The following is a 19,837-nucleotide window of genomic DNA, read 5'->3' as shown; positions in this document are numbered from 1 at the left end:
CAAGACACAAGCCGCTTTTCAGAGATTAGGAGTGTCCCCCATGAACGACGTCTTCACCCGTCAAGTCCAAGACTTTACCCGTCAGGCTCAAGAGATGTTTACCGCTGGCAAAGACGCCAAGGTTCCGGAAAACATTTCGGCTTTCGCAGAAGACGCGATCGCTAAGTCGCGCGACGCGTACCACAAGTTCGCTTCGCTCGCGAAAGACAACGCCAAGGTCGCTGAGGAAGTCCTCCTGACGACGCAGGCTGGCGCTAAGTCGATCAGCGAGAAGATCGTCGCCAACACGTTCGCAAACACCGAAGCCGCTTTCGAAGCTGCTCAGGCAATTGCTCGTGCACGCACGTTCCCGGAAATCGCCCGTCTCCAGGCCAACTACTGGCAGCAGCAGTTTGCAGTCGCCGGTTCGCAGTCGAAGGAACTCTTCGAACTGTCGAGCAAGGTTACGAAGCAGGCTCTCGAAACGGTTGGCGCCGCGACGACGAAGTCCTTCGACCAGTTCAAGAACGCCGGCTGATTTCGACGCTCCCGCTCTGCGGGGGCTTCGTAACGGGGCACTCCACGACGTTACTCGACGCGAGGCTAATATTGCCTCGCGTTTTTTATTGCCGATCCCTCGATACGAGAGATGCACAAAGCTCAAGTTGGCGCTAGACTGCGCCCATGTTGAACCAACGTCTCGATGTTTCAGTCCGACATGCACTCCCGAGCGACGCTTCGGCACTCGCCCGCATTTTTTCCGAATCCTGGCGCCTTGCCTACACTGGCATCCTCCCCTCCCAGCATATCGAGCATGAGATCCTGCGGCGCGATCCCGCCTGGTGGCGGCGCACGATCTCGACCGAACGCAACCTCATCGTGCTGCAGCATGGCGAGTTCGTCGTCGGTTACGCGTCCTGCGGCCGCGCCCGCGGCGGGCGGCGCGATACCGGGGAAATCTATGAGCTGTATCTTGCTCCCGTTTACCAAGGCTTTGGCCTCGGAGAGCATTTGTTCGAGACCTGCCGCGCCACCCTGGACGACCTTGGGTTCGAACGCCTCGTCGTCTGGGCTCTGACCGAGAACGAAGGCGCGCGCAATTTTTACCTTCGATGCGGCGGCCGCCCCGGCCGCAGCTCGTGCATACGCACCGGAAAAGTCATCACCACACGCATTTCCTACGAGTGGTAAGAACGACGCCCTTGTGACACGGCAGCGCCCCCTCCAGGGTGCGACTTAAGCTCGGTTGTACGGGATGGCGTTTCGCTGCATTCCATCGCTCAAGCACACCACCAGAAACATGAAGAAGGCCAGCCATGCGTCTCGACGCGATCAAAGTCGGCATCACGCCCCCCGAAGACATCAATGTCGTTGTCGAAGTACCCGTCGGTGGCGAGCCGATTAAATATGAGATGGACAAAGCATCCGGCGCGCTCGTCGTCGACCGCTTCCTCTACACGCCAATGCGCTATCCCGGGAACTACGGCTTCGTACCCCACACCCTCTCCCGCGACGGCGACCCGATCGACGTTCTCGTCTGCAATACGCGCGCAATCGTCCCGGGCGCGGTCATCAATTGCCGGCCTGTCGGCGTCCTGGTGATGGAAGATGACGGCGGCGGCGACGAGAAAATTATTGCCGTACCGTCAAGAGCCCTCACGAAGCGCTACGACTCGATCAAAACCTTCACCGATCTGCCGCCGATTTCGCTGGAACAGATCGAGCACTTTTTCGCCCACTACAAAGACCTCGAACCCGGCAAGTGGGTGAAGATCAAGCACTGGGGCCATGTCGACGAAGCCAAGTCGCTGATCGTCGAGGCGATGGGCCGCGTCTCGGGGCAGAAATCCCCGGTTTAAAGCGGTCGCGCGAGCGCTGAAACACTCTGAACAGACAATTTCAGCGCCGCCAGCCTTCCTCTCACCCGGTAGCATTGCTATATCGGCTCGCCGGGGTTGCCGGTTCACGACACGAATGGAGCAGCAATGAAGATTGCCGTCATGGGCGCGGCCGGCCGTATGGGTCGCGAACTGATCTTGGCGATCGCAGCTGAGCCCGGCTGTACCGTTAGTGGCGCAACCGAAAGCGCTGGCTCTCCGGAGCTTGGCAAGGATGCGGGCGAGCTCGCCGGCACCGAACGTCTCGGCGTAACCGTCACGAGCGACGCGGCCGCTGTCATCGCCGCCGCCGACGCCATCGTCGATTTCACGGTTCCGAAAGCCAGCGTTGAATTCGCGCGCCTCGCCGCGCAATCGCGCACCGCGCATATTTTGGGAACCACAGGTTTCGATGCGGCAGGCGAGCGCGCAATCGCAGACGCTGCGAAGCAGACAGCGATCGTCAAAGCCGGAAACATGAGCCTCGGTGTCAATCTGCTTGCCGCGCTGACGAAGCGCGTCGCGGCCGTGCTCGGGAACGAATACGACATCGAAATAGTAGAAATGCATCACCGGATGAAGGTCGACGCGCCCTCCGGAACGGCGCTTATGCTCGGAGACGCGGCGGCTGCCGGACGCAACATCGGCCTTGAAGACCATTCCGTCCGCGTCCGTGACGGGCATACGGGCGCACGCAAACCCGGAGACATCGGGTTCGCCACCTTGCGCGGCGGCAATGTCGTCGGCGAGCACACCGTTTATTTCGCCGGGCCGGGCGAACGGATCGAACTCACGCACCGCGCCACCGACCGCGGAATATTCGCCCGCGGTGCCGTGAAAGCCGCCGTCTGGACGAAGGACCGGCCGCCCGGTCTCTACAGCATGGCTGACGTTCTCGGGATCTGATCGACGTAGAAACACAACGCTGAGGTAATAACTGACTGCGATATGACAGACGCGCTCACAGACAATATCCTCGTTCTTGTTCGCCATGGCGAAAGCGAATGGAATCGCCTCAACCTTTTCACCGGTTGGCGCAATCCAGATCTCACCGAGAAGGGTGTCATCGAAGCACGCGTCGCAGGCCGCATGATCCGCGACCATCGCGTCAAATTCGATATCGGCTTTACGAGTTCGCTCAAGCGCGCCCAGCGCACACTCGACATCATCCTGTCCGAACTTCATCAGACGGATCTTCCCATCATTCGAAACGAGGCGCTCAACGAACGCGACTACGGCGAACTGTCCGGCTTGAACAAAGACGAAGCGCGCAAGAAGTGGGGCGAACCGCAGGTGCAGCTCTGGCGCCGCTCGTACGACATTCCCCCGCCCGGCGGCGAAAGTCTGAAAGATACGCTCGCGCGCGTGCAGCCTTATTACGACAAGGCGATCTGGCCGCAGATTACGCAGGGCAAGAACGTCATCATCACCGCGCACGGCAATTCGCTGCGCGCACTCCTCATGATCCTCGAGGGCTTGTCAGGCGACGAAATCCTGCAGCGCGAACTCGCGACTGGGGCCCCCATTCTCTATCGCCTCGGCGCCGACGGCCGCGCCATCGACCGCAAGGATCTGCTGCCCGCGCGATCACTCGCGGCGCCACCGGAAGATCGCATCATTTAAAAGCTGTCTGAGAGGGGGAAACGCGAGATGGCTTTGGAGGAATTGGGGCTCGACTCAGACCGCGAGAACATGAGAACGCGCGACCGGCTCGTCGGCGTCTATATCGGCATTCTCGCCGTCATCCTCGCGATTTGCAGCTTAGGCGCCAGCAACGCCGATCAAGACTCCAATCGCCAGAACATCGCCGCTTCGAACGTCTGGGCCTTTTTTCAAGCCAAGAATGCGCGCCGCCAGGCTCTCCGGCTGCACGTTGACGAACTCGACATCCGCTTGAAAGCGACGCCGGGAATGCCCGAAGACGTCCGCAAACTCATCGAAGCAAAAATCAGCGACTACAAAGAGCAGGACAAGAAGCTCACGTCCGATCCCGTAAGCGGCGAGGGCCTCGACGAACTCTTCAATAAGGGCAAGGCGCTCGAGGGCGAGCGCGATGAAGCGATCAAACGCGGACCGTATTTCGATTACGGACAAGCGCTGTTGCAGATCGCAATCGTGTTGGCATCCGTGGCGATCATCTCGGGCGGAAACTTCCTGCTATTTGGCAGCTTCCTTCTCGGTGGGTTGGGAATCCTCTCGACGGTCGGCGGCTTCACGCTGGCCTTCCCCTTGCCGTTCGCGGGCTAGGCACGGCGCACCCCGCTGTGCCACATCCCGCACATCACGCCGCCTTCACCGTGACATGCGCCAAAGTGTTCTTTTTTCCCTGAGCCGCTTGCTCGGCGCGGGTCGGAGGGCTAGCACTCGGACCACTCCATTCCTCCGCAGCCCTGCCAGAGGCTTTCCTCCATGACCACACACGCGCTTCTTCTCCTTCCAGGTGACGGCATTGGCGTCGAGACCATCGCCGAAGTCGAACGCGTGATCGCGTTCTTCAACGCCCGCAGCAACACAGCGCGCTTTGAAATCGATCGCGATCTGGTCGGTGGTGCCGCCTATGACGCGCACGGCGTGGCGATCACTGACGCAGCGATGGCCAAGGCCGAGCGTGCCGGGGCCGTCATTTTCGGCTCGGTCGGTGGACCGAAGTGGGCCGGCGTTCCCTATCAGCATCGCCCGGAAGCGGGTCTTCTGCGCCTGCGCAAGGATCTCGGTCTCTTCGCCAACTTGCGCCCGGCAATCTGCTATCCGGCCCTCGCGGACGCATCGAGCCTGAAGCGCGAACTCGTCGAAGGCCTCGACCTGATGATCGTGCGCGAACTGACCGGCGGCGTTTACTTCGGAGAGCCGAAGGAAATCGTCACGCTCGAAAACGGTGAAAAACGCGCCGTCGATACGCAGATCTACAGCACGCATGAAATCGAGCGCATCGCCAAGGTCGCCTTCGACCTCGCCCGCAAGCGCGGCGGCAAGGTGCACTCCGCTGAGAAGCACAACGTCATGCGCACCGGCGTCCTCTGGAAGGAAGTCGTGACGGCCGTACACGCGGCTTACGCGCCGGACGTGCAGCTTGAGCACATCTTGGCTGATAACTGCGCCATGCAGCTCATTCGCAATCCGAAGCAGTTCGACGTCATCGTCACCGACAATCTCTTCGGCGACGTGCTGTCCGATGAAGCCGCGATGATGACGGGCTCGCTCGGCATGCTGCCGTCCGCTTCTCTCGGTTCAGTTGATCCCGAAACGGGCCGCCGCAAAGCACTTTACGAGCCGGTGCACGGCTCCGCTCCCGACATCGCAGGCAAGGGCCTCGCCAATCCGATAGCCACCATTGCCTCCTTCGGCATGGCCCTGCGCTACTCCTTCGATATGGGTGCCGAAGCCGATCTCGTGGATCAGGCCATCGCGCGCGTGCTCGATAAGGGGCTTCGCACGAGCGACATCATGCAGGACGGCATGACCAAAGTCGGCACGAGCGGCATGGGCCAAGCGATCGAAACCGAGCTCAAGGCACTCGCGGCCTAAGCCCACAATCCGCGTTCGCGCCTTCCGGCTGGCTCTCTCTAAGAAGGTCGGAAGGTCGGAAGGCGCAACCGAAAACTCGACCATCAAACCGACGGTTCGTCCCGGCACGCGCTTGGGCGGCCTTGGATGGCTCCCCGCGCCGTCCAGCGTGGTTTGCCACCCGGCGGACCCGGCGCCGCTTCCTCGGTGCGGGATACGAAATAGAACTCGAAGCAGTTGGTATCGACACGCGCCACCCGGTAACAGCCGCCGGACGCGTCAGACTGGTAGATCGTGCACAGCGTGCCTTCGGTGGCGGACCAATGGCCCGTCATCGTCACCCCGCGCTCGATGTATGTCAGCCGCCCATCGCGATCATAGCGCTCCGTAAACGCCCGTCCGCTGGCATAGCGGCCATCGATCGTCGTATCGGCGAAATGCTCGGTTATCTCGCTGTCGGTCAGCCAAACGGTCTGCACCGCCTGCGCCCGCTGGCTCAACCCAGCGCCAACAAGCGCCAACGCAAGAAAAACGGCAGCTAGTCTCGGCAGCATGGCATCCCTCGCGATCACTGTGATTGGAGCGCCAAATGGTGAATAGAATGTGACGCGTGACGCTGGCGACACCCGCGCTGACCTTGAATCTCGAACCCGGGCCGCGTATGTGATCGAACCGGAACTATGCGTCGCGCGGATCGGACGTCCGCGCACCCCGGCAATTCAAGGACATGCACTTATGGGCTACAAGGTCGCCATCGTCGGCGCTACCGGTAACGTCGGCCGCGAAATGCTGAACGTGCTCGCGGAACGTAATTTCCCGGTTAGCGAACTCTATCCCCTCGCCTCGCGCCGTTCCATCGGAACGGAAGTCTCCTACGGCGATAAGGTTCTCAAATGCCGCGACCTTGAGACGTTCGACTTCAAGGGCGTCGACTTCTGCCTCATGTCGGCCGGTTCGACCGTCTCGAAGGAATGGTCGCCGCGCATTGGTGCGCAGGGCACGATCGTCATCGATAACTCGTCGTGCTGGCGCTACGACCAGGACGTGCCGTTGGTCGTGCCTGAGGTCAACGCCGACGCGCTGGCTGGCTTCACGAAGAAGAACATCATTGCCAATCCGAACTGCTCCACCGCGCAGCTCGTCGTCACGCTGAAGCCGTTGCACGATGCTGCAACGATCAAGCGCGTCACCGTCTCGACCTATCAGTCGGTGTCAGGTGCGGGCAAGGACGCAATGGACGAACTCTGGCAGCAGACCAAGGGCAAGTATGTGCCCGGCCAGGAAGTCGAACCGAAGAAGTTTCCGAAGCAGATCGCCTTCAACTGCATTCCTCACATCGACGTCTTCATGGAAGACGGCTACACGAAAGAGGAATGGAAGATGCTGGTCGAGACGAAGAAGATTCTCGATCCCAAGATCAAGCTCACGGCCACGTGCGTGCGCGTGCCGGTGTTCGTCGGCCATTCGGAAGCGGTCAACATCGAATTCGAAAAGCCGATTTCATCGGATGAGGCCCGCGAGATTCTGCGCTCGGCGCCTGGCATCATGGTTGTCGATAAGCGTGAACCCGGCGGCTACGTCACGCCGGTCGAGTCGGCTGGCGAATTCTCGACGTTCGTGTCCCGCATCCGCGAAGACGCAACGGTCGAGAACGGCCTCTCGATGTGGATCGTATCGGACAACCTCTTGAAGGGCGCCGCCCTCAACGCGGTGCAGATCGCCGAAACGCTCATCAACCAGCGTCTTGTGCGTCAGGCCGCTTGATACGTTTACGGCGCCGGATCGTCAGATCGGCGCCGTATGAAAGCATCGCTAAATATGCTGCGAGGCTGGTGGTGACACCAGCCTCAATACTTTGCCTTCCCGTCAACTTTCGTCTTCGTCCGACCCGTCGCCTGAACAATCGCGTTCAGGTTTTTGACGAAACGATCGCGATCCGAAGCGGACAGCGTCGAAAGCAGGCGCTCGTCGACACGACGCGCCAGCGGATCATGGCTCTTCAGCGTCTTAACGCCGAGCTCCGTCAGCTTCACAGCGTAAGCTCGCGCATCGTCCCGCGTCCGTCGCCGCTGTAGCAAACCCTTCTTCATCATCCGCCGCACCACGTCGGCGAGCGTCGAACGATCGATACCGGTCAACTCGACAAGCTGCGTCTGGCTCAAGCCCTCGTTATTGGCGACAACCACCAGCAACGCATACTGCCGAGGTGTCAGCGTCTCGCCTGCAGTCTCCAGCTGAAAAAGCTCCGCCGCGCATTGTCCTGCCCGATGCAACAAATGCAGCGGCGAACGCTCCAGACGGTTGTTCGGAGAATCTCGTCCCATTCATGTGCCCCACACGTTTCGCTCACGCGCCCAGAATCCCTGCGAGCACCCGCCCGTCCCGCAGGTTTCGCAAAGTGAAACGCTTCTTTTGAGAAGTTTTCCTTCAGCTCAAAAACACGATGAGCAGCATCTCGTCTAGTCGAATTTCTATTCTACAAGAAAAAAAATCTAATGCGCAAGGGAACCCGACGCATACTGATAAACGCCAAGTTAAATACGTAAAATACACTTACAATTATCTGCTTCCTGAGGTTGAAAGCTCATATTTTTTCAGTATCCCAACTTGTGCTAGCGCAAAAACAAAGGTGATCGGCATAATCGCGAACACCTTGAAGGCGACCCACGTATCGGTGGTGCACGTCCGCCAAACCACTTCATTCAGCCCGGCGAGAAACACGAAGAACAGCGCCCAGCGCACGGTAAGAATGCGCCAGCCTTCCTCTTCCAAACGCATAACGTCGCCAAATACGATTTTGAGAAACAGCCGGTTGGCCAAGAGCCCGCCAAACAGAATGGCAGCAAACAAGCCGTTCACGATCGTCGGCTTCACCTTGATGAAGTGATCGTCCTGCAGCCATAGCGTCAGCGCGCCGAACACCATGACAAACACGCCGGTGACCAGCGGCATCGTTGCGATCTTGCCGAGCAGCGACCACGACGCAATCAGCGACACCACGGTCGCCACCATAAACGCCGCGGTTCCGGCGAAGATGCCGTACTGACTGTTCGCGAAGAAGAACACCACCAGCGGCCCAAACTCGATCGCCATCTTGAGGAGTTGCTTGCGATCGAACTGCGGCCCGCTGTTCTCCTCGGCCTCGGCGCCGGACGGTTTGTCTTGCTCGCTCATAGCCGCTCAGCCTCGCTCTTGGGACGGATCGGGAATCCGATATTTCTGAAGGTGCCGCGTCATGACCCAGGCATAGAGTCCCGTCACCGGCAGCACGATCGCAACCTTGAACAAAATCCAGACGTTCACGCCATTCATTTCATGTCCGAACAGGTTGTAGAACTGATCGTCGTGATAGACGCGGCGCACATACTCATTCGCGATGGCTGTCAGGAAAAAGAAGATCGCAAAGCTCCAGGTGAACTTATTCCAACCTTCGTCGGTGTAGTGGAACGTCTTCTCGAAGACATACTTGAAAAAGTTCTTCTTCAGCCAAAGGCCCGAAACCAGGAACGCACCGAACAGCGCGTTGAAGATCGTCACCTTGATTTGGATCCACATCGGATCCTGCGTCGCGATCGTGAGCGCGCCAAACACCACCGTCACGGTCGATGCGATGAGCGGAAAGATCGGCGGGCGGCGGAACATATAAAACATCACCGCGATCGCCATCACGGTCGTGACAATCAGCGCCCACGTGCCCGCGTTGATGCCGTAGAAGGCATTTATGACGAACATCGTCACGAGCGGGCCGAACTCGCTCAGCAGGTTGATCGTCTGCTCAGCATTGAAGGGAAACCAGCGCTTGCGCGCGGGCCTGTTCGTGGTCGTCCCCATGTTGGCGTCTTGCGTCATTCGAGCCTCAGTTCCCCTCGTCATCTCAGGTGCCGGCAATAGCCTGCGCGAACTCACCCGCCGCGAATGGCTGCAGGTCGTCCACGCCCTCCCCAATACCAATGGCATGCACTGGCAAAGCAAACTTCTCCGCAATAGCGACCAGAATTCCGCCGCGCGCGGTGCCGTCGAGCTTCGTCATAACCAACCCGGTGACACCCGCGCGATCGCGGAACACCTCGACCTGCTGCAGCGCATTTTGCCCGGTGGTCGCATCAAGCACGAGAACGACGTCATGCGGAGCAGTTGAATCGAGCTTTTTTAGAACGCGGATGACTTTTTCAAGTTCTTCCATAAGTGCTTGTTTGTTCTGGAGCCGACCTGCGGTATCGAGCAAAAGCACATCGGCGCCAGAGGCTTGCGCGGATTTCAGCGCGTCATACGCGAGCCCCGCGGCGTCACCGCCAACCTCGCGCGCGACAACTGGACACCCCGTGCGCTCGCCCCAAACCTTGAGCTGGTCGATCGCTGCAGCGCGAAAGGTATCGCCCGCCGCCAGGACCACAGACTTACCCTCGGCCCGAAGTTTCTGCGCAAGTTTGCCGATCGTCGTCGTCTTGCCGGTACCGTTCACGCCCACCATCATCACGACGTGCGGCTTGCGCTCTGATGAAATCGATAAGGGCTTCGCCACCGGCTGCAGCACGCGCTCAACTTCGCGCGCCAGAATCCCGCGAACCTCTTCGGGCGGGATCCCCTTTTCAAAACGGCCCTTGCCGATGGCCGCCGTGATGCGCGACGCCGTCGCGATGCCAAGATCCGACTGGATCAGCAGATCTTCGAGATCGTCGATCGTCTCCGCGTCGAGCTTCTTCTTGGAAAACAGATCCGTGATGCCGGTCGTCAGCTTCGACGACGTCCGGCCGAGGCCAGATTTCAGCCGTTGAAACCATCCGCCAGACGCCGCTGCAGGAGCAGCGGGGACGGTAGCCGCCGGAGCGACAACAACGGCTTTCACCGGCTCAGTCGGCGTCACCGTCTCTGCGGGTGTATCCGCGGCAACTTCCGGCGTCTCTTGCGCCGGATCGGGAGCCGTCGAACGTCCGACGCCAAGAAGCCGCCCGAACAATCCCTTCTTTTCACGCGGTTCCGTCACTGCACGGCCTCACCCATCAAGCGCGTCGCCGTTTTGCCGGTGATGCGCGCTCGAACTACGGCGCCAACGCGGTACGCGTTGAGACCTGGCATTTCAACTTCCGCAAATTGCGGCGTGCGTCCTTTGCCGCCTTTTTCCATCAGAATGTCGGCGACCTGGCCAATTTGCCCAGAGAAATAATCCCCGAGCACCCGCTCACCTTCAGCACGAAGCCGCATCGCACGCTCTTTGATTACCGGACCAGGAACACGCGGCATGCGCGCCGCGGGCGTTCCCTCGCGCGCTGAATAGGGGAAAACGTGAAGGTAGGTCAAACCGCACTCATCGACGATACGTCGCGAATTTTCAAACATCTCATCCGTTTCCGTCGGAAACCCTGCAATCAGATCCGCGCCAAACACGACGTCTGGTCGAAGCGCTCGAGCGTCTCGGCAGAACGCAATCGCTTCGGCGCGGCTATGGCGGCGTTTCATACGCTTGAGTGTCATGTCGTCGCCTGCCTGAAGCGACAAATGCAGATGCGGCATAAACCGGTCTTCCTCGGCAAGCGCGCGCATCAGATCGGCATCAACTTCCACCTGATCGATGGACGATAGCCGCAGGCGCGCAAGCTCCGGCACATGCTTCAGAACCTGGCGCACGAGCGTTCCGAGCGTCATCTCGCCGGGAAGCTCTCGCCCGTAGGATGTAACATCGACGCCGGTCAATACAATCTCTGCGTAACCGTTCTGGACCAGCCGCCGCACCTGATCGACGACGGCGCCAGCCGGTACGGAGCGCGACGGGCCGCGGCCGAATGGGATGATGCAAAACGTGCAACGGTGATCGCAACCGTTCTGAATTTCGACGTAGGCCCGCGTCTGCGATCCAAATCCGTCGATCATGTGCAGAGCCTGCTCACGCACGCGCATGATGTCGTTGACTTGCACCCGCGCGCTCGTTTCCGTTGAAAGCCCCGCGAATGTTTCCGCCCGCATCTTCTCCGCGTTGCCGATCACATGATCGACCTCCGGCATAGCCGCGAACCGCTGCGCTTCCGTCTGCGCCGCGCATCCCGTCACGATGATCCGCGCGTTCGGCTTATCGCGCCGCAGCCGCCGGATTGTTTGCGCGGCCTGACGCACCGCTTCGGCGGTAACGGCGCAAGTGTTGACGATGATCGCATCGTCGAGCCCCGCTTCGCGCGCGTGTCGGCCCATCACCTCCGACTCATACGCATTGAGCCGGCAACCGAGCGTTATGACTTCTGGATCACGCATGACGTGAATTTCGCGTGTGCAATGTAGTACCTATGCGAGATGAAGCCGAACGCGTGAGCATGCGCTGATGCCGCGATTAAACCGCTGCGGCCAACTTCGAAAGATCGATAGCGCCTTCGTACTCGAATTCGACCGGTCCGGTCATGAGAATATGATCGTCGGGCCGCCACTCGATAGTAAGCGATCCACCCGGCAGCATCACATTTACCTTGCGATCGGTCAGCCGCTTGCGCGCCGCCGTCACCGCACTTGCACAAGCCGCCGATCCACAGGCCTTGGTGAGGCCCGCTCCGCGTTCCCATGTCCTGACCCGCAACGCATCGCGCGACAACACTTGCGCAAGCGATATGTTCGCTCGCTCCGGAAAGATCGGATGATTTTCCAGCAGCGGTCCGAAGCGCTCAAGATCGTAGGCCTCGACGTCATCGACCCAAAAAATCGCATGCGGATTGCCGACATTCACGACAGACGGCGAATGCAGCACGGGATCATCAATCGGACCAACCTGCAGCTCAATCGAGCGCGTATCGCGAAACTCTTCTGCGAGCGGAATATCCTGCCAATCGAACCGCGGCTTCCCCATGTCGACCGTGATCGCGGTTTCGTCAGCGACGACTGCAGAAAGCCGCCCTGCCCGCGTCTCAACCGCGAACGTCTTGCCGCTGCCCGCGCGCTCCAGCATCCAGGCGACACAGCGCATGCCATTTCCGCACGCACCAGCCTCCGATCCATCCGCATTGTAGATGCGAACGAACGCCTCGGTGCCGGAGAGCTTTGGATCGTGCAGCACCATGAGCTGGTCGAACCGCGACCCGCGATCCGCGGCGATCGCCGCCGCTTCGCCCGGCGCAAAAATCTTCGAGCTGCCACGCAGATCCACGACGACAATCTCGTTTCCGAGGCCGTTCATTTTCAGAAAGGGAAGGGGCGGGGTCGGGCTCATGTCGCCATATATGGCGAGAAGCGTTGCAATTGACAATTCGCTGCGGCCCCAGAGCGAATTTCTTGTAATCCCATGGCTGCGCCACCGTAAATCGGAACAATCGTCAGCAACCCGCCGTTAGCCGATCATCCCCACGCCTTCCTTGAGCCCAACGCCTTTTTTGAGACCGCAATCGCGAGCAGCCGCATGGCCCTACCTCCCGCCCGTCAATCTCCCCTGCGCGACCGCCCCCGGTCACTGCTTTTCCGCGTTGCCTATGCCCGCGCCCGGCCGTGCTACTGCTACGGCTGCATCTGCCTCACGCGCGAAGAACGCCGCTACGAACGCCGCGTATTCCGGCTGGCCCGCGCATGGAGCCGGGCATTGAAATACGAAGCCGATCGCCTCGCGCACGAACGTCTCAAACACGCCTCCTGAACACGACAATCTCTGGCTGTGGCGTGCACCCCACGCGGCCGAGATTTCGATTGGCGCCGCTTGTGACCCGCTAAAAATGGGCGCACATCTTCCTGCGCGTCTATTAGGGGAAACGGCCGCCAATGATCGCGCTCGCTCGGCTTGTCATCGGGATCGCGGTTCTAGTTTGCCTCATCGCAGTCCCTGCCGAAGCGGGTGATTTGCTGTACGCCGTAAAACTCGGCGCACTTGCGCACGATGTTCCCGATCTTTGGAGCGGCTTCCAAGTCGAACACGACACGGTCGACATCAATATCGAAGCGCAGTTCGCGGCCGCCTGGGCGCTTCCCTGGGGTGCGATCCGCCCCGTCATCGGCGGCACGATCAACACCCGCGGCGACACCAGTCATGCCTACATCGACGCCCGGTGGCAGGGCGACTGCCCATCCGGCCTGTTTTTCGGCATAGGCCTCGGCGCGGCCGTGCATGACGGCGAGACCGGCGGCGTCAATGCCGATCCAGACAGCAAATGGCTGGGCTCACGCGTGCTCTTCCATATCCCCGCCGAAGTTGGCTATCACCTTGATGAGCACAACGATCTCTCGGTCTATTTCGAGCACACCTCGAACGCCTACACCCAGAAATACAACGAGGGCCTGGACCGCATTGGTGTCCGCTACGGATACCGCTTCTAGGCACGTGTCGACCGGGCCCCGTTAACCGCTGTTAACCCTCTTGGGCAGCCTTGGGCGGGGGAAAACCGGCGACCGGGCGCGCAATTGACTTTCCGCCCTCCTTCCCGCATATCCACGCCATTCCGACGGCCCTGAACCCAGAGCCGCCGCCCTGCACATGGCCAGAACTGGTCCGGGAGGCAGGGGGGTTAACATCCGGCAGCGCGTGGCGCCCCCGGGTGCGTTCGTGTTTTGCGCGGTCTTGAAGGAGCAGAGTGACGACATCACCTCGAAAAAATGCCGCCCCAAGCGGGCAGCCAAGTGATCTCGGCATAAGCGGATAATATGTTTCAAAGCCTCTCAGACCGACTTTCTGGTGTTCTCGATAAGCTGACGCGCCGCGGCGCGCTCACAGAAAGCGACGTCGCGGAAGCAATGCGCGAAGTTCGCCGCGCGCTGCTGGAAGCCGACGTGGCGCTCGACGTCGTCAAAGACTTCACCGAGAAGGTCAAAGCCAAGGCTATCGGCTCGGAAGTCCTGCGCTCGGTCACGCCAGGCCAGATGGTCGTCAAGATCGTCAACGACGAACTCGTTGCGGTTCTGGGCTCCGAAGCGGACCCGATCGACCTGCGCGCCACTCCGCCCCTCGGCATCCTGATGGTCGGCCTGCAAGGCTCCGGTAAAACCACGACCACGGCGAAAATCGCTTACCGCCTGACGAACCGCGACCGCAAAAAAGTTCTTATGGCGTCGCTCGACACACGCCGCCCGGCTGCGCAGGAGCAGCTTCGCGTTCTCGGCGAGCAGACCAACGTCGCAACGCTTCCGATCATCGCCGGGCAAACGCCGCTGCAGATCGCGCGGCGCGCTGAAGACGCTGCAAAGCTCGGCGGCTTCGACGTTATCATCTACGACACCGCAGGCCGCGTAACGGTCGACGACGAGTTGATGGATGAGGTTCGCGACGTCAAAGCCGCAACCCATCCGCACGAAGTACTGCTCGTCGCAGACTCGCTAACCGGCCAAGACGCGGTCAACACCGCGAAAGCATTCGATGGCCGCATCGGTGTCACCGGCATCGTGCTGACCCGCGCCGACGGTGACGGACGCGGCGGCGCCGCGCTTTCGATGCGCGCCGTCACCGGCAAGCCGATCAAGCTGATCGGTACCGGCGAACGCTGGGACGCACTCGAAGACTTCCACCCAGGCCGCATTGCTTCGCGCATCCTCGGCATGGGCGACGTCGTCAGCCTCGTCGAGAAAGCCGCACAAACGATCGACGTCGAAAAAGCGACGAAGATCGCCGAAAAAATGAAGAAGGGGTCGTTCGACCTCGAAGATCTTTCCGAGCAGCTCAAGCAGATGCAGAAGCTCGGCGGCATGGGCGGCATCCTCGGCATGATGCCGGGCGTCTCGAAAATCAAAGGCAAGATCAACGAAGCGGGCCTCGACAAGAGCCTCGTGCACCAACGCGCCATCATCTCTTCGATGACGCCGCAGGAGCGCCGCAGCCCGAAAGTTCTCGACGCCAAAAGGAAGCGGCGCATCGCGGCCGGATCCGGAACCAAAGTCGAGGACATCAACAAGCTTCTGAAGATGCACCGTCAGATGGCGGACATGATGAAGACGATGGGCAAGAACGGCGGCATGCTGAACAAGTTTCTCGGCCGCACCGGCGCTGGTCCTTCGGAAGCCGACATGCAGTCGATGCAGGCCGAACTCGCCAAGATGGATCCCAAGGCGCTGGAGCAATTGCCGCCAGAACTCAAGGATCAGGTGGCTAAAGGACTGGGCGGCTCACTGCCGTCCATCGGACGCGGCCTTGCCGGTCTTGGCGGCGGACTTCCCAAAGGATTACCGGGCCTCGGCGGCTCACTACCGAAATTCCCAGGGCTGCCTGGGAAGAAGAAATAAACGCATACGCATACACAGAACAAACTGATCATCAGGAGAAACGAGAATGGCCGTAAAAATTCGTCTTTCGCGCGGCGGCGCCAAGAAGCGCCCTTACTATTACGTCGTCGTTGCACACGCCACGAGCCCGCGTGACGGACGCTACATCGAGCAGATCGGCACGTTCGATCCGATGCTCAAGAAGGACGATCCCAACCGCGCGAAGTTTCTCGAAGACCGCGTGAAGCATTGGATCAGCGTTGGCGCGCAGCCGACCGATCGCGTGCTGCGTCTGCTCGACGCGCAAGGCCTCGCAAAGCGCACGCCGTCCAACAATCCGAACAAAGCAAAGCCGAAGAAGAAGGCTCAGGAACGCGCCGCCGCTGCCGAAGAAAAGGCAAAGGCAGCAGCAGAGGCCGCCGCAGCACCGGCCGACGCCACCTGATCGAATTTTATTACAATTGCAAATGTAACCTCTCGGATAACTTCCGAGGGGTTTTTTGCATTTAACGACCCAATTGGCCCGAGACTTGGAGATATCGATTCAAAAGGATACTATCCAAAAAGGATACGGAATTGACTCGGACCCAGGACATTTACGGGCTATATGAAATAGCAATTCGAAAAAGCCCCACATCGAATAGGCCAAAGCGATACGTTATTATCGCATGTCGCGGCGGGCAGTTGTTCGGAGCCGATTACAGCGGTCGTATATATAGCGGCAAACTGAAGCGCGGCAGCAGCCTCAGTGCCGTATGTGAGCAGCCCCGCTGGAGATCGCCTCAAAGTGTGGGAACGCCCGCCTCGGTCACGAGAATTCCGATTTCTGGTGAAATCGATCTTTCCGAACCCAAACAAAATACACGGGAAGCACGATAAAATGGCAAATGAACAAAAGGCCAAACTCATACTTCTCGGCGAAATAACGGGCGTGCATGGAATTCGCGGCGATCTAATGGTTCGCAGCTATACCGACCCTTTAGACGCAATTGCGACATACGGTCCGCTTTTGGATGGAATGGGGAATAAGAAACTTTCGCTCACCGTCCATCGCGTGACGGACAAAGGCATCGTCGCACGCGTCGAGGGCATCAAGGACCGCACGGCCGCGGAGGGCCTGCGCGGCACGAAGCTCTATGTCGAGCGCAGCCAATTGCCGGAAGCCAGCGCGTCGGAATTTTATCATGCCGATCTCATCGGCCTCAAAGCGCTTAATCCGGATGGGTCCGCGCTCGGCGAAATCGTATCGATGCAGAACTTCGGCGGCGGCGATCTTCTGGAACTGAAGCCAGCCAGCGGCGCGCCGTCAGAGTTCATCCCCTTCGAAACTCAGTGGGTGCCCACGATCGATCTCGAACAGCGCACCGCCGTCATCATCATACCCACCACGACAGGCAATGATGAAAACGACGAAGGCGAAGTCGACGCTTCGAGTGACGACGAAAATTGAAAGTCGTGCCTCGCGCCGTTGCTACACCGGCAATCCGCGCGCCAGCTTCGGTAACTCACCCGTTAGTCCGGCAGCTTCGGCCAGGATCGTTTTCTTGACCGCTCCAAGCCGGTCAACAAGTCCCAGCGCAGCCCCACGCCCAGCACGCAGCATCATATCGTCGACGCCGAATACCCGATTGATTCCGTCGTAAATCGACGCCGACATCAGAGAGTCAAACCGGCGCCACCGCTGATAACGCTCGAGATGCACGCCATCTCCGAAATCGCCACCGACACGCGCCGCATCCGACAAAACTTCAATCAAAGCAGCCGCATCACGTAACGCAAGGTTCACACCCTGCCCGGCGACGGGATGCACACCGTGCGCCGCGTCACCCATCAGCACAAACCGGCGCGCGATGAGCGCACGCGGAAGAACAATATCGAGCGGCCAAGACTGACGCGGCCCGGCAAGCGAAACCGCACCAAAGCGTCCGCCGATGCGCATATCGAGTTCGGCCTGGAAAGCCGCGTCGTCGAGGGCGAGCACACGCTCCGCATCGCTCCGCGCTGCACTCCAGGTGATGCACGCGCGATTGTTCTGCAGCGGCAGAATGGCAAACGGTCCACCCGGAAAAAAATGCTGAATCGCAACGCCGTCATGCGGCTCGCTGAATGCGACGGTGGCCACGATGCCCGTCTGCTCATAGCCATGCCCGACGGTCTTGATGCCCGCGGCGTCGCGCAGTTTCGACGTCTTTCCGTCCGCCGCCACACAGAGCGCCGCCTCGATCACGCGGCCATCACGCAAACCGATCCGCGCACCGCGCTCACCGAGCGTCAGCGTCTCGGCCTCCGCCGGTGCGATCCACGTAATCGACGGACGATCGGCAATGCTTGCGCGCAGCGCTTCGCTCAACACCGAGGCCGGGACCATAAAGGCCGCCGGCTCTCCGCTCTCCGTTTTAGCGTCGTATGTGAGGCGCGTTTGCTTGATGCCGTCCGAGACAACCGAATCCGAAATCTCGATGGACGTCAGCGGCTGCGCGACATTTGCAATCGCGCTCCACACGCCAAGGCTATCGAGCGTTGCCTTTGCACCGGCCCAGACGGCAAACGCCCGGCCATCGTTGATCGGTGCAGCGGGCGCCGCGGAACGATCCACGATAGCGATCCGAACATCCGGTCCGAGCGCCTGCAAAAGCCCGCGCGCCAACGCGAGGCCAGCGAAACTGCCCCCGGCAATCGCAACGTCATATCTTGTGGTATCAGCGCCGCCTGGCACGTGGCATTACCTCAACTTGCATTTCACGATATCGGTGCCAGCTTAGGCGGTCCGACGCGCACTGTCTCCGCCTGCCGCAGTCCACCCCGAACGAACCGGAACATCGATTATGACCGCAACGCCCGCTCCCGGCCGCTCGGCTCTCGATACGCTGCTGGCAACGCTGACGCTCGAACCGCTTGAAGACAACCTTTTTCGCGGCCCGAAGTCGAACGAAGGCTGGCAACGGGTATACGGCGGGCTCGTTCTAAGCCAATCCCTTGTCGCCGCGGCGTTAACGGTCGACCCCACGCGAACCATCCACTCGTTGCACGGCTACTTCCTGCTCGCGGGCGATCCGAAGCGCGAGATCATCTACGATAGCGAACGCATCCGCGATGGCGGCAGCTTCACGACGCGCCGCGTCCGCGCGATTCAGCACGGGCAGGCCATCTTCTCGATGAGCGCCTCGTTCCATAAGACTGAAGACGGCTTTCAACACCAATCGGCGATGCCGGAGGTGCCCTCGCCGGAATCCTTGCCCAGCGCCAAGGATCTCATGACGGGCATGATGGCCAATCTTCCAGAGAACATGAGCGCCTATTGGCGCCGCGAGCACCCGATCGACGTCCGCATCGTCGACCCCTCGCGCTACATCAGCCGCCGCCCGCAGGCCGCCGCCCAGTCCCTATGGCTGAAAGCAAACGGAACCCTGCCGGACAGCCCCTACCTGCACCAGGCCGTCCTGGCCTATGCGTCGGATTTCACGCTGCTCGACACCGCGCTGATTGCGCACGGGAAGCTTCTTTTCGACAGCGACGTCCAACTGGCGAGCCTCGATCACGCGATGTGGTTTCATCGCAGTTTCCGGGCCGATGATTGGCTTCTGTACGTCCAGGACAGCCCCAGCGCCGATGGCGCCCGGGCCTTCTGCAGGGGCTCTGTATTCGATCGTGAGGGCCGCTTGATCGCGTCCGTCGCGCAGGAAGGTTTGATGCGCCGCCGCGAGACCGCCTTCATGCTGAAATAATATGCACACCATTTTCATTGCATAATTTTCAAGCATAAATCGCGCTCATCGCGCCCGCCCAAAATTCCAAGAATCTATTTTCTATATTATATTTCAATAGCTTGCTGAGATATCTCTCAGTTGGCACGCGATTTGACTCCCTCTTAACGTTTCGTCGCCCAACCGCGCGGCGGAACCGTTCGTCAGGCACCCGGCAATGGCCGGTCCAAAGAGGGGACGCTCATGAAGCTCATCACTGCGATTATCAAACCGTTCAAGCTGGAAGAGGTGCGGTCGGCTCTCACGGACCTCGGCCTCCAAGGGATGACGGTCACCGAAGTCAAAGGCTACGGCCGCCAGAAGGGCCATACGGAAATCTACCGCGGCGCCGAATACGCCGTCAGCTTCCTGCCCAAACTCAAGATCGAGGTCGTCGTCACGGCCGGCGAAGTCAACAAGGCGCTCGCTGCGATCCAGCGTGCCGCGAAAACCGGTCAGATCGGCGACGGAAAAATCTTCGTGTCGCCCATCGAGAACACCGTGCGCATCCGCACCGGAGAAGTCGATGACGACGCACTCTGACCCCACCCCACCGAGCTTTCATGACATCAATCAGGGAGAACA

23 protein-coding genes are annotated in these 19,837 nt (G+C 60.3%); 15 read left to right on the top strand and 8 right to left on the bottom strand.

From position 1 onward, the window contains the following. Positions 1 to 40 precede the first annotated feature (40 nt). From DLM45_RS08005 to leuB, 7 genes are all read left to right on the top strand, one after another. Positions 41 to 517 (top strand): phasin family protein, encoded by a 477-nt coding sequence (locus DLM45_RS08005; RefSeq protein WP_181336629.1) that lies wholly within the window; start codon positions 41 to 43, stop codon positions 515 to 517. Between the two features lie 146 nt (positions 518 to 663). Further along, a complete protein-coding gene (locus tag DLM45_RS08000; RefSeq protein ID WP_181336628.1) occupies positions 664 to 1,170 on the top strand; it encodes a GNAT family N-acetyltransferase in 507 nt (168 codons plus the stop codon). A gap of 125 nt (positions 1,171 to 1,295) precedes the next feature. Next, a complete protein-coding gene (gene ppa, locus DLM45_RS07995) occupies positions 1,296 to 1,838 on the top strand; it encodes an inorganic diphosphatase (protein WP_181336627.1) in 543 nt (180 codons plus the stop codon). Positions 1,839 to 1,964: 126 nt separating this feature from the next. Beyond that, positions 1,965 to 2,762, top strand: a complete 798-nt coding sequence (gene dapB / locus DLM45_RS07990; protein ID WP_181336626.1) for a 4-hydroxy-tetrahydrodipicolinate reductase — start codon at positions 1,965 to 1,967, stop codon at positions 2,760 to 2,762. Positions 2,763 to 2,804: 42 nt separating this feature from the next. Beyond that, on the top strand, positions 2,805 to 3,479 hold the full coding sequence (locus tag DLM45_RS07985; RefSeq protein WP_181336625.1) for a 2,3-bisphosphoglycerate-dependent phosphoglycerate mutase: 675 nt from the start codon (positions 2,805 to 2,807) through the stop codon (positions 3,477 to 3,479). A 27-nt stretch (positions 3,480 to 3,506) separates the two neighbouring features. After that, positions 3,507 to 4,103, top strand: a complete 597-nt coding sequence (locus DLM45_RS07980; RefSeq protein WP_181336624.1) for a DUF4337 domain-containing protein — start codon at positions 3,507 to 3,509, stop codon at positions 4,101 to 4,103. 162 nt (positions 4,104 to 4,265) lie between these two features. Then, the gene (gene leuB, locus DLM45_RS07975) at positions 4,266 to 5,381 is read left to right on the top strand and encodes a 3-isopropylmalate dehydrogenase (RefSeq protein ID WP_181336623.1); all 1,116 of its coding nucleotides are present in this window, start codon (positions 4,266 to 4,268) and stop codon (positions 5,379 to 5,381) included. Positions 5,382 to 5,464: 83 nt separating this feature from the next. Here the strand turns inward: leuB and DLM45_RS07970 are convergent, their stop codons facing one another. After that, positions 5,465 to 5,914, bottom strand: coding sequence for a hypothetical protein (locus DLM45_RS07970; protein ID WP_246317227.1), 450 nt, complete (start codon positions 5,912 to 5,914; stop codon positions 5,465 to 5,467). Between the two features lie 181 nt (positions 5,915 to 6,095). Between DLM45_RS07970 and DLM45_RS07965 the strand changes: the two genes are divergently transcribed. After that, complete coding sequence (locus DLM45_RS07965; RefSeq protein WP_181338236.1) at positions 6,096 to 7,124, top strand: aspartate-semialdehyde dehydrogenase; 1,029 nt, start codon at positions 6,096 to 6,098, stop codon at positions 7,122 to 7,124. An 83-nt stretch (positions 7,125 to 7,207) separates the two neighbouring features. On the opposite strand, the gene DLM45_RS07960 is transcribed toward DLM45_RS07965, so the two are convergent. The 6 genes from DLM45_RS07960 to dapF all read right to left on the bottom strand — a co-directional run bounded on the left by DLM45_RS07960 (position 7,208) and on the right by dapF (position 12,546). Next, positions 7,208 to 7,684, bottom strand: a complete 477-nt coding sequence (locus DLM45_RS07960; RefSeq protein ID WP_181336622.1) for a MarR family winged helix-turn-helix transcriptional regulator — start codon at positions 7,682 to 7,684, stop codon at positions 7,208 to 7,210. 235 nt (positions 7,685 to 7,919) lie between these two features. Next, positions 7,920 to 8,534, bottom strand: a complete 615-nt coding sequence (locus tag DLM45_RS07955) for a septation protein A (protein ID WP_181336621.1) — start codon at positions 8,532 to 8,534, stop codon at positions 7,920 to 7,922. A gap of 6 nt (positions 8,535 to 8,540) precedes the next feature. Then, a complete protein-coding gene (locus tag DLM45_RS07950; protein WP_181336620.1) occupies positions 8,541 to 9,209 on the bottom strand; it encodes an inner membrane-spanning protein YciB in 669 nt (222 codons plus the stop codon). Between the two features lie 25 nt (positions 9,210 to 9,234). Then, entirely contained in the window at positions 9,235 to 10,344 is a 1,110-nt protein-coding gene (gene ftsY / locus DLM45_RS07945) for a signal recognition particle-docking protein FtsY (RefSeq protein ID WP_181336619.1), read from the bottom strand. Next, the gene (mtaB, locus tag DLM45_RS07940) at positions 10,341 to 11,603 is read right to left on the bottom strand and encodes a tRNA (N(6)-L-threonylcarbamoyladenosine(37)-C(2))-methylthiotransferase MtaB (RefSeq protein WP_181336618.1); all 1,263 of its coding nucleotides are present in this window, start codon (positions 11,601 to 11,603) and stop codon (positions 10,341 to 10,343) included. Before mtaB ends, ftsY begins: the two co-directional genes overlap by 4 nt. Before the next feature lie 76 nt (positions 11,604 to 11,679). Further along, positions 11,680 to 12,546, bottom strand: a complete 867-nt coding sequence (dapF, locus tag DLM45_RS07935; protein WP_181336617.1) for a diaminopimelate epimerase — start codon at positions 12,544 to 12,546, stop codon at positions 11,680 to 11,682. Between the two features lie 186 nt (positions 12,547 to 12,732). On the opposite strand from dapF, the gene DLM45_RS16395 reads away from it, so the two are divergent. From DLM45_RS16395 to rimM, 5 genes are all read left to right on the top strand, one after another. After that, positions 12,733 to 12,963: a hypothetical protein gene (locus DLM45_RS16395; protein ID WP_210269815.1), complete on the top strand. Its 231-nt coding sequence runs from the start codon at positions 12,733 to 12,735 to the stop codon at positions 12,961 to 12,963. A 122-nt stretch (positions 12,964 to 13,085) separates the two neighbouring features. Beyond that, positions 13,086 to 13,637 carry an acyloxyacyl hydrolase gene (locus DLM45_RS07925; protein ID WP_181336615.1) on the top strand — a complete coding sequence of 184 codons (552 nt, stop codon included), beginning with the start codon at positions 13,086 to 13,088 and terminating at the stop codon, positions 13,635 to 13,637. Positions 13,638 to 13,961: 324 nt separating this feature from the next. Further along, positions 13,962 to 15,530, top strand: coding sequence for a signal recognition particle protein (gene ffh, locus DLM45_RS07920; RefSeq protein ID WP_181336614.1), 1,569 nt, complete (start codon positions 13,962 to 13,964; stop codon positions 15,528 to 15,530). A gap of 46 nt (positions 15,531 to 15,576) precedes the next feature. Then, positions 15,577 to 15,954, top strand: coding sequence for a 30S ribosomal protein S16 (gene rpsP, locus DLM45_RS07915; protein ID WP_181336613.1), 378 nt, complete (start codon positions 15,577 to 15,579; stop codon positions 15,952 to 15,954). A gap of 435 nt (positions 15,955 to 16,389) precedes the next feature. Further along, positions 16,390 to 16,959: a ribosome maturation factor RimM gene (gene rimM, locus DLM45_RS07910; protein WP_181336612.1), complete on the top strand. Its 570-nt coding sequence runs from the start codon at positions 16,390 to 16,392 to the stop codon at positions 16,957 to 16,959. A gap of 21 nt (positions 16,960 to 16,980) precedes the next feature. On the opposite strand, the gene DLM45_RS07905 is transcribed toward rimM, so the two are convergent. Then, a complete protein-coding gene (locus DLM45_RS07905; protein WP_181336611.1) occupies positions 16,981 to 18,225 on the bottom strand; it encodes an FAD-dependent monooxygenase in 1,245 nt (414 codons plus the stop codon). A gap of 109 nt (positions 18,226 to 18,334) precedes the next feature. Between DLM45_RS07905 and tesB the strand changes: the two genes are divergently transcribed. After that, a complete protein-coding gene (gene tesB, locus DLM45_RS07900) occupies positions 18,335 to 19,234 on the top strand; it encodes an acyl-CoA thioesterase II (protein ID WP_181336610.1) in 900 nt (299 codons plus the stop codon). 222 nt (positions 19,235 to 19,456) lie between these two features. After that, positions 19,457 to 19,795, top strand: coding sequence for a P-II family nitrogen regulator (locus tag DLM45_RS07895; RefSeq protein WP_181336609.1), 339 nt, complete (start codon positions 19,457 to 19,459; stop codon positions 19,793 to 19,795). The last annotated feature ends 42 nt before the right edge of the window (positions 19,796 to 19,837 follow it).

Origin of the sequence: Hyphomicrobium methylovorum, from assembly GCF_013626205.1 — a bacterium.
GTDB classification, from domain to species: domain Bacteria; phylum Pseudomonadota; class Alphaproteobacteria; order Rhizobiales; family Hyphomicrobiaceae; genus Hyphomicrobium_B; species Hyphomicrobium_B methylovorum.
Note: the sequence above shows the minus strand (reverse complement) of the source record. Positions and strands in the feature narration are given on the sequence as shown.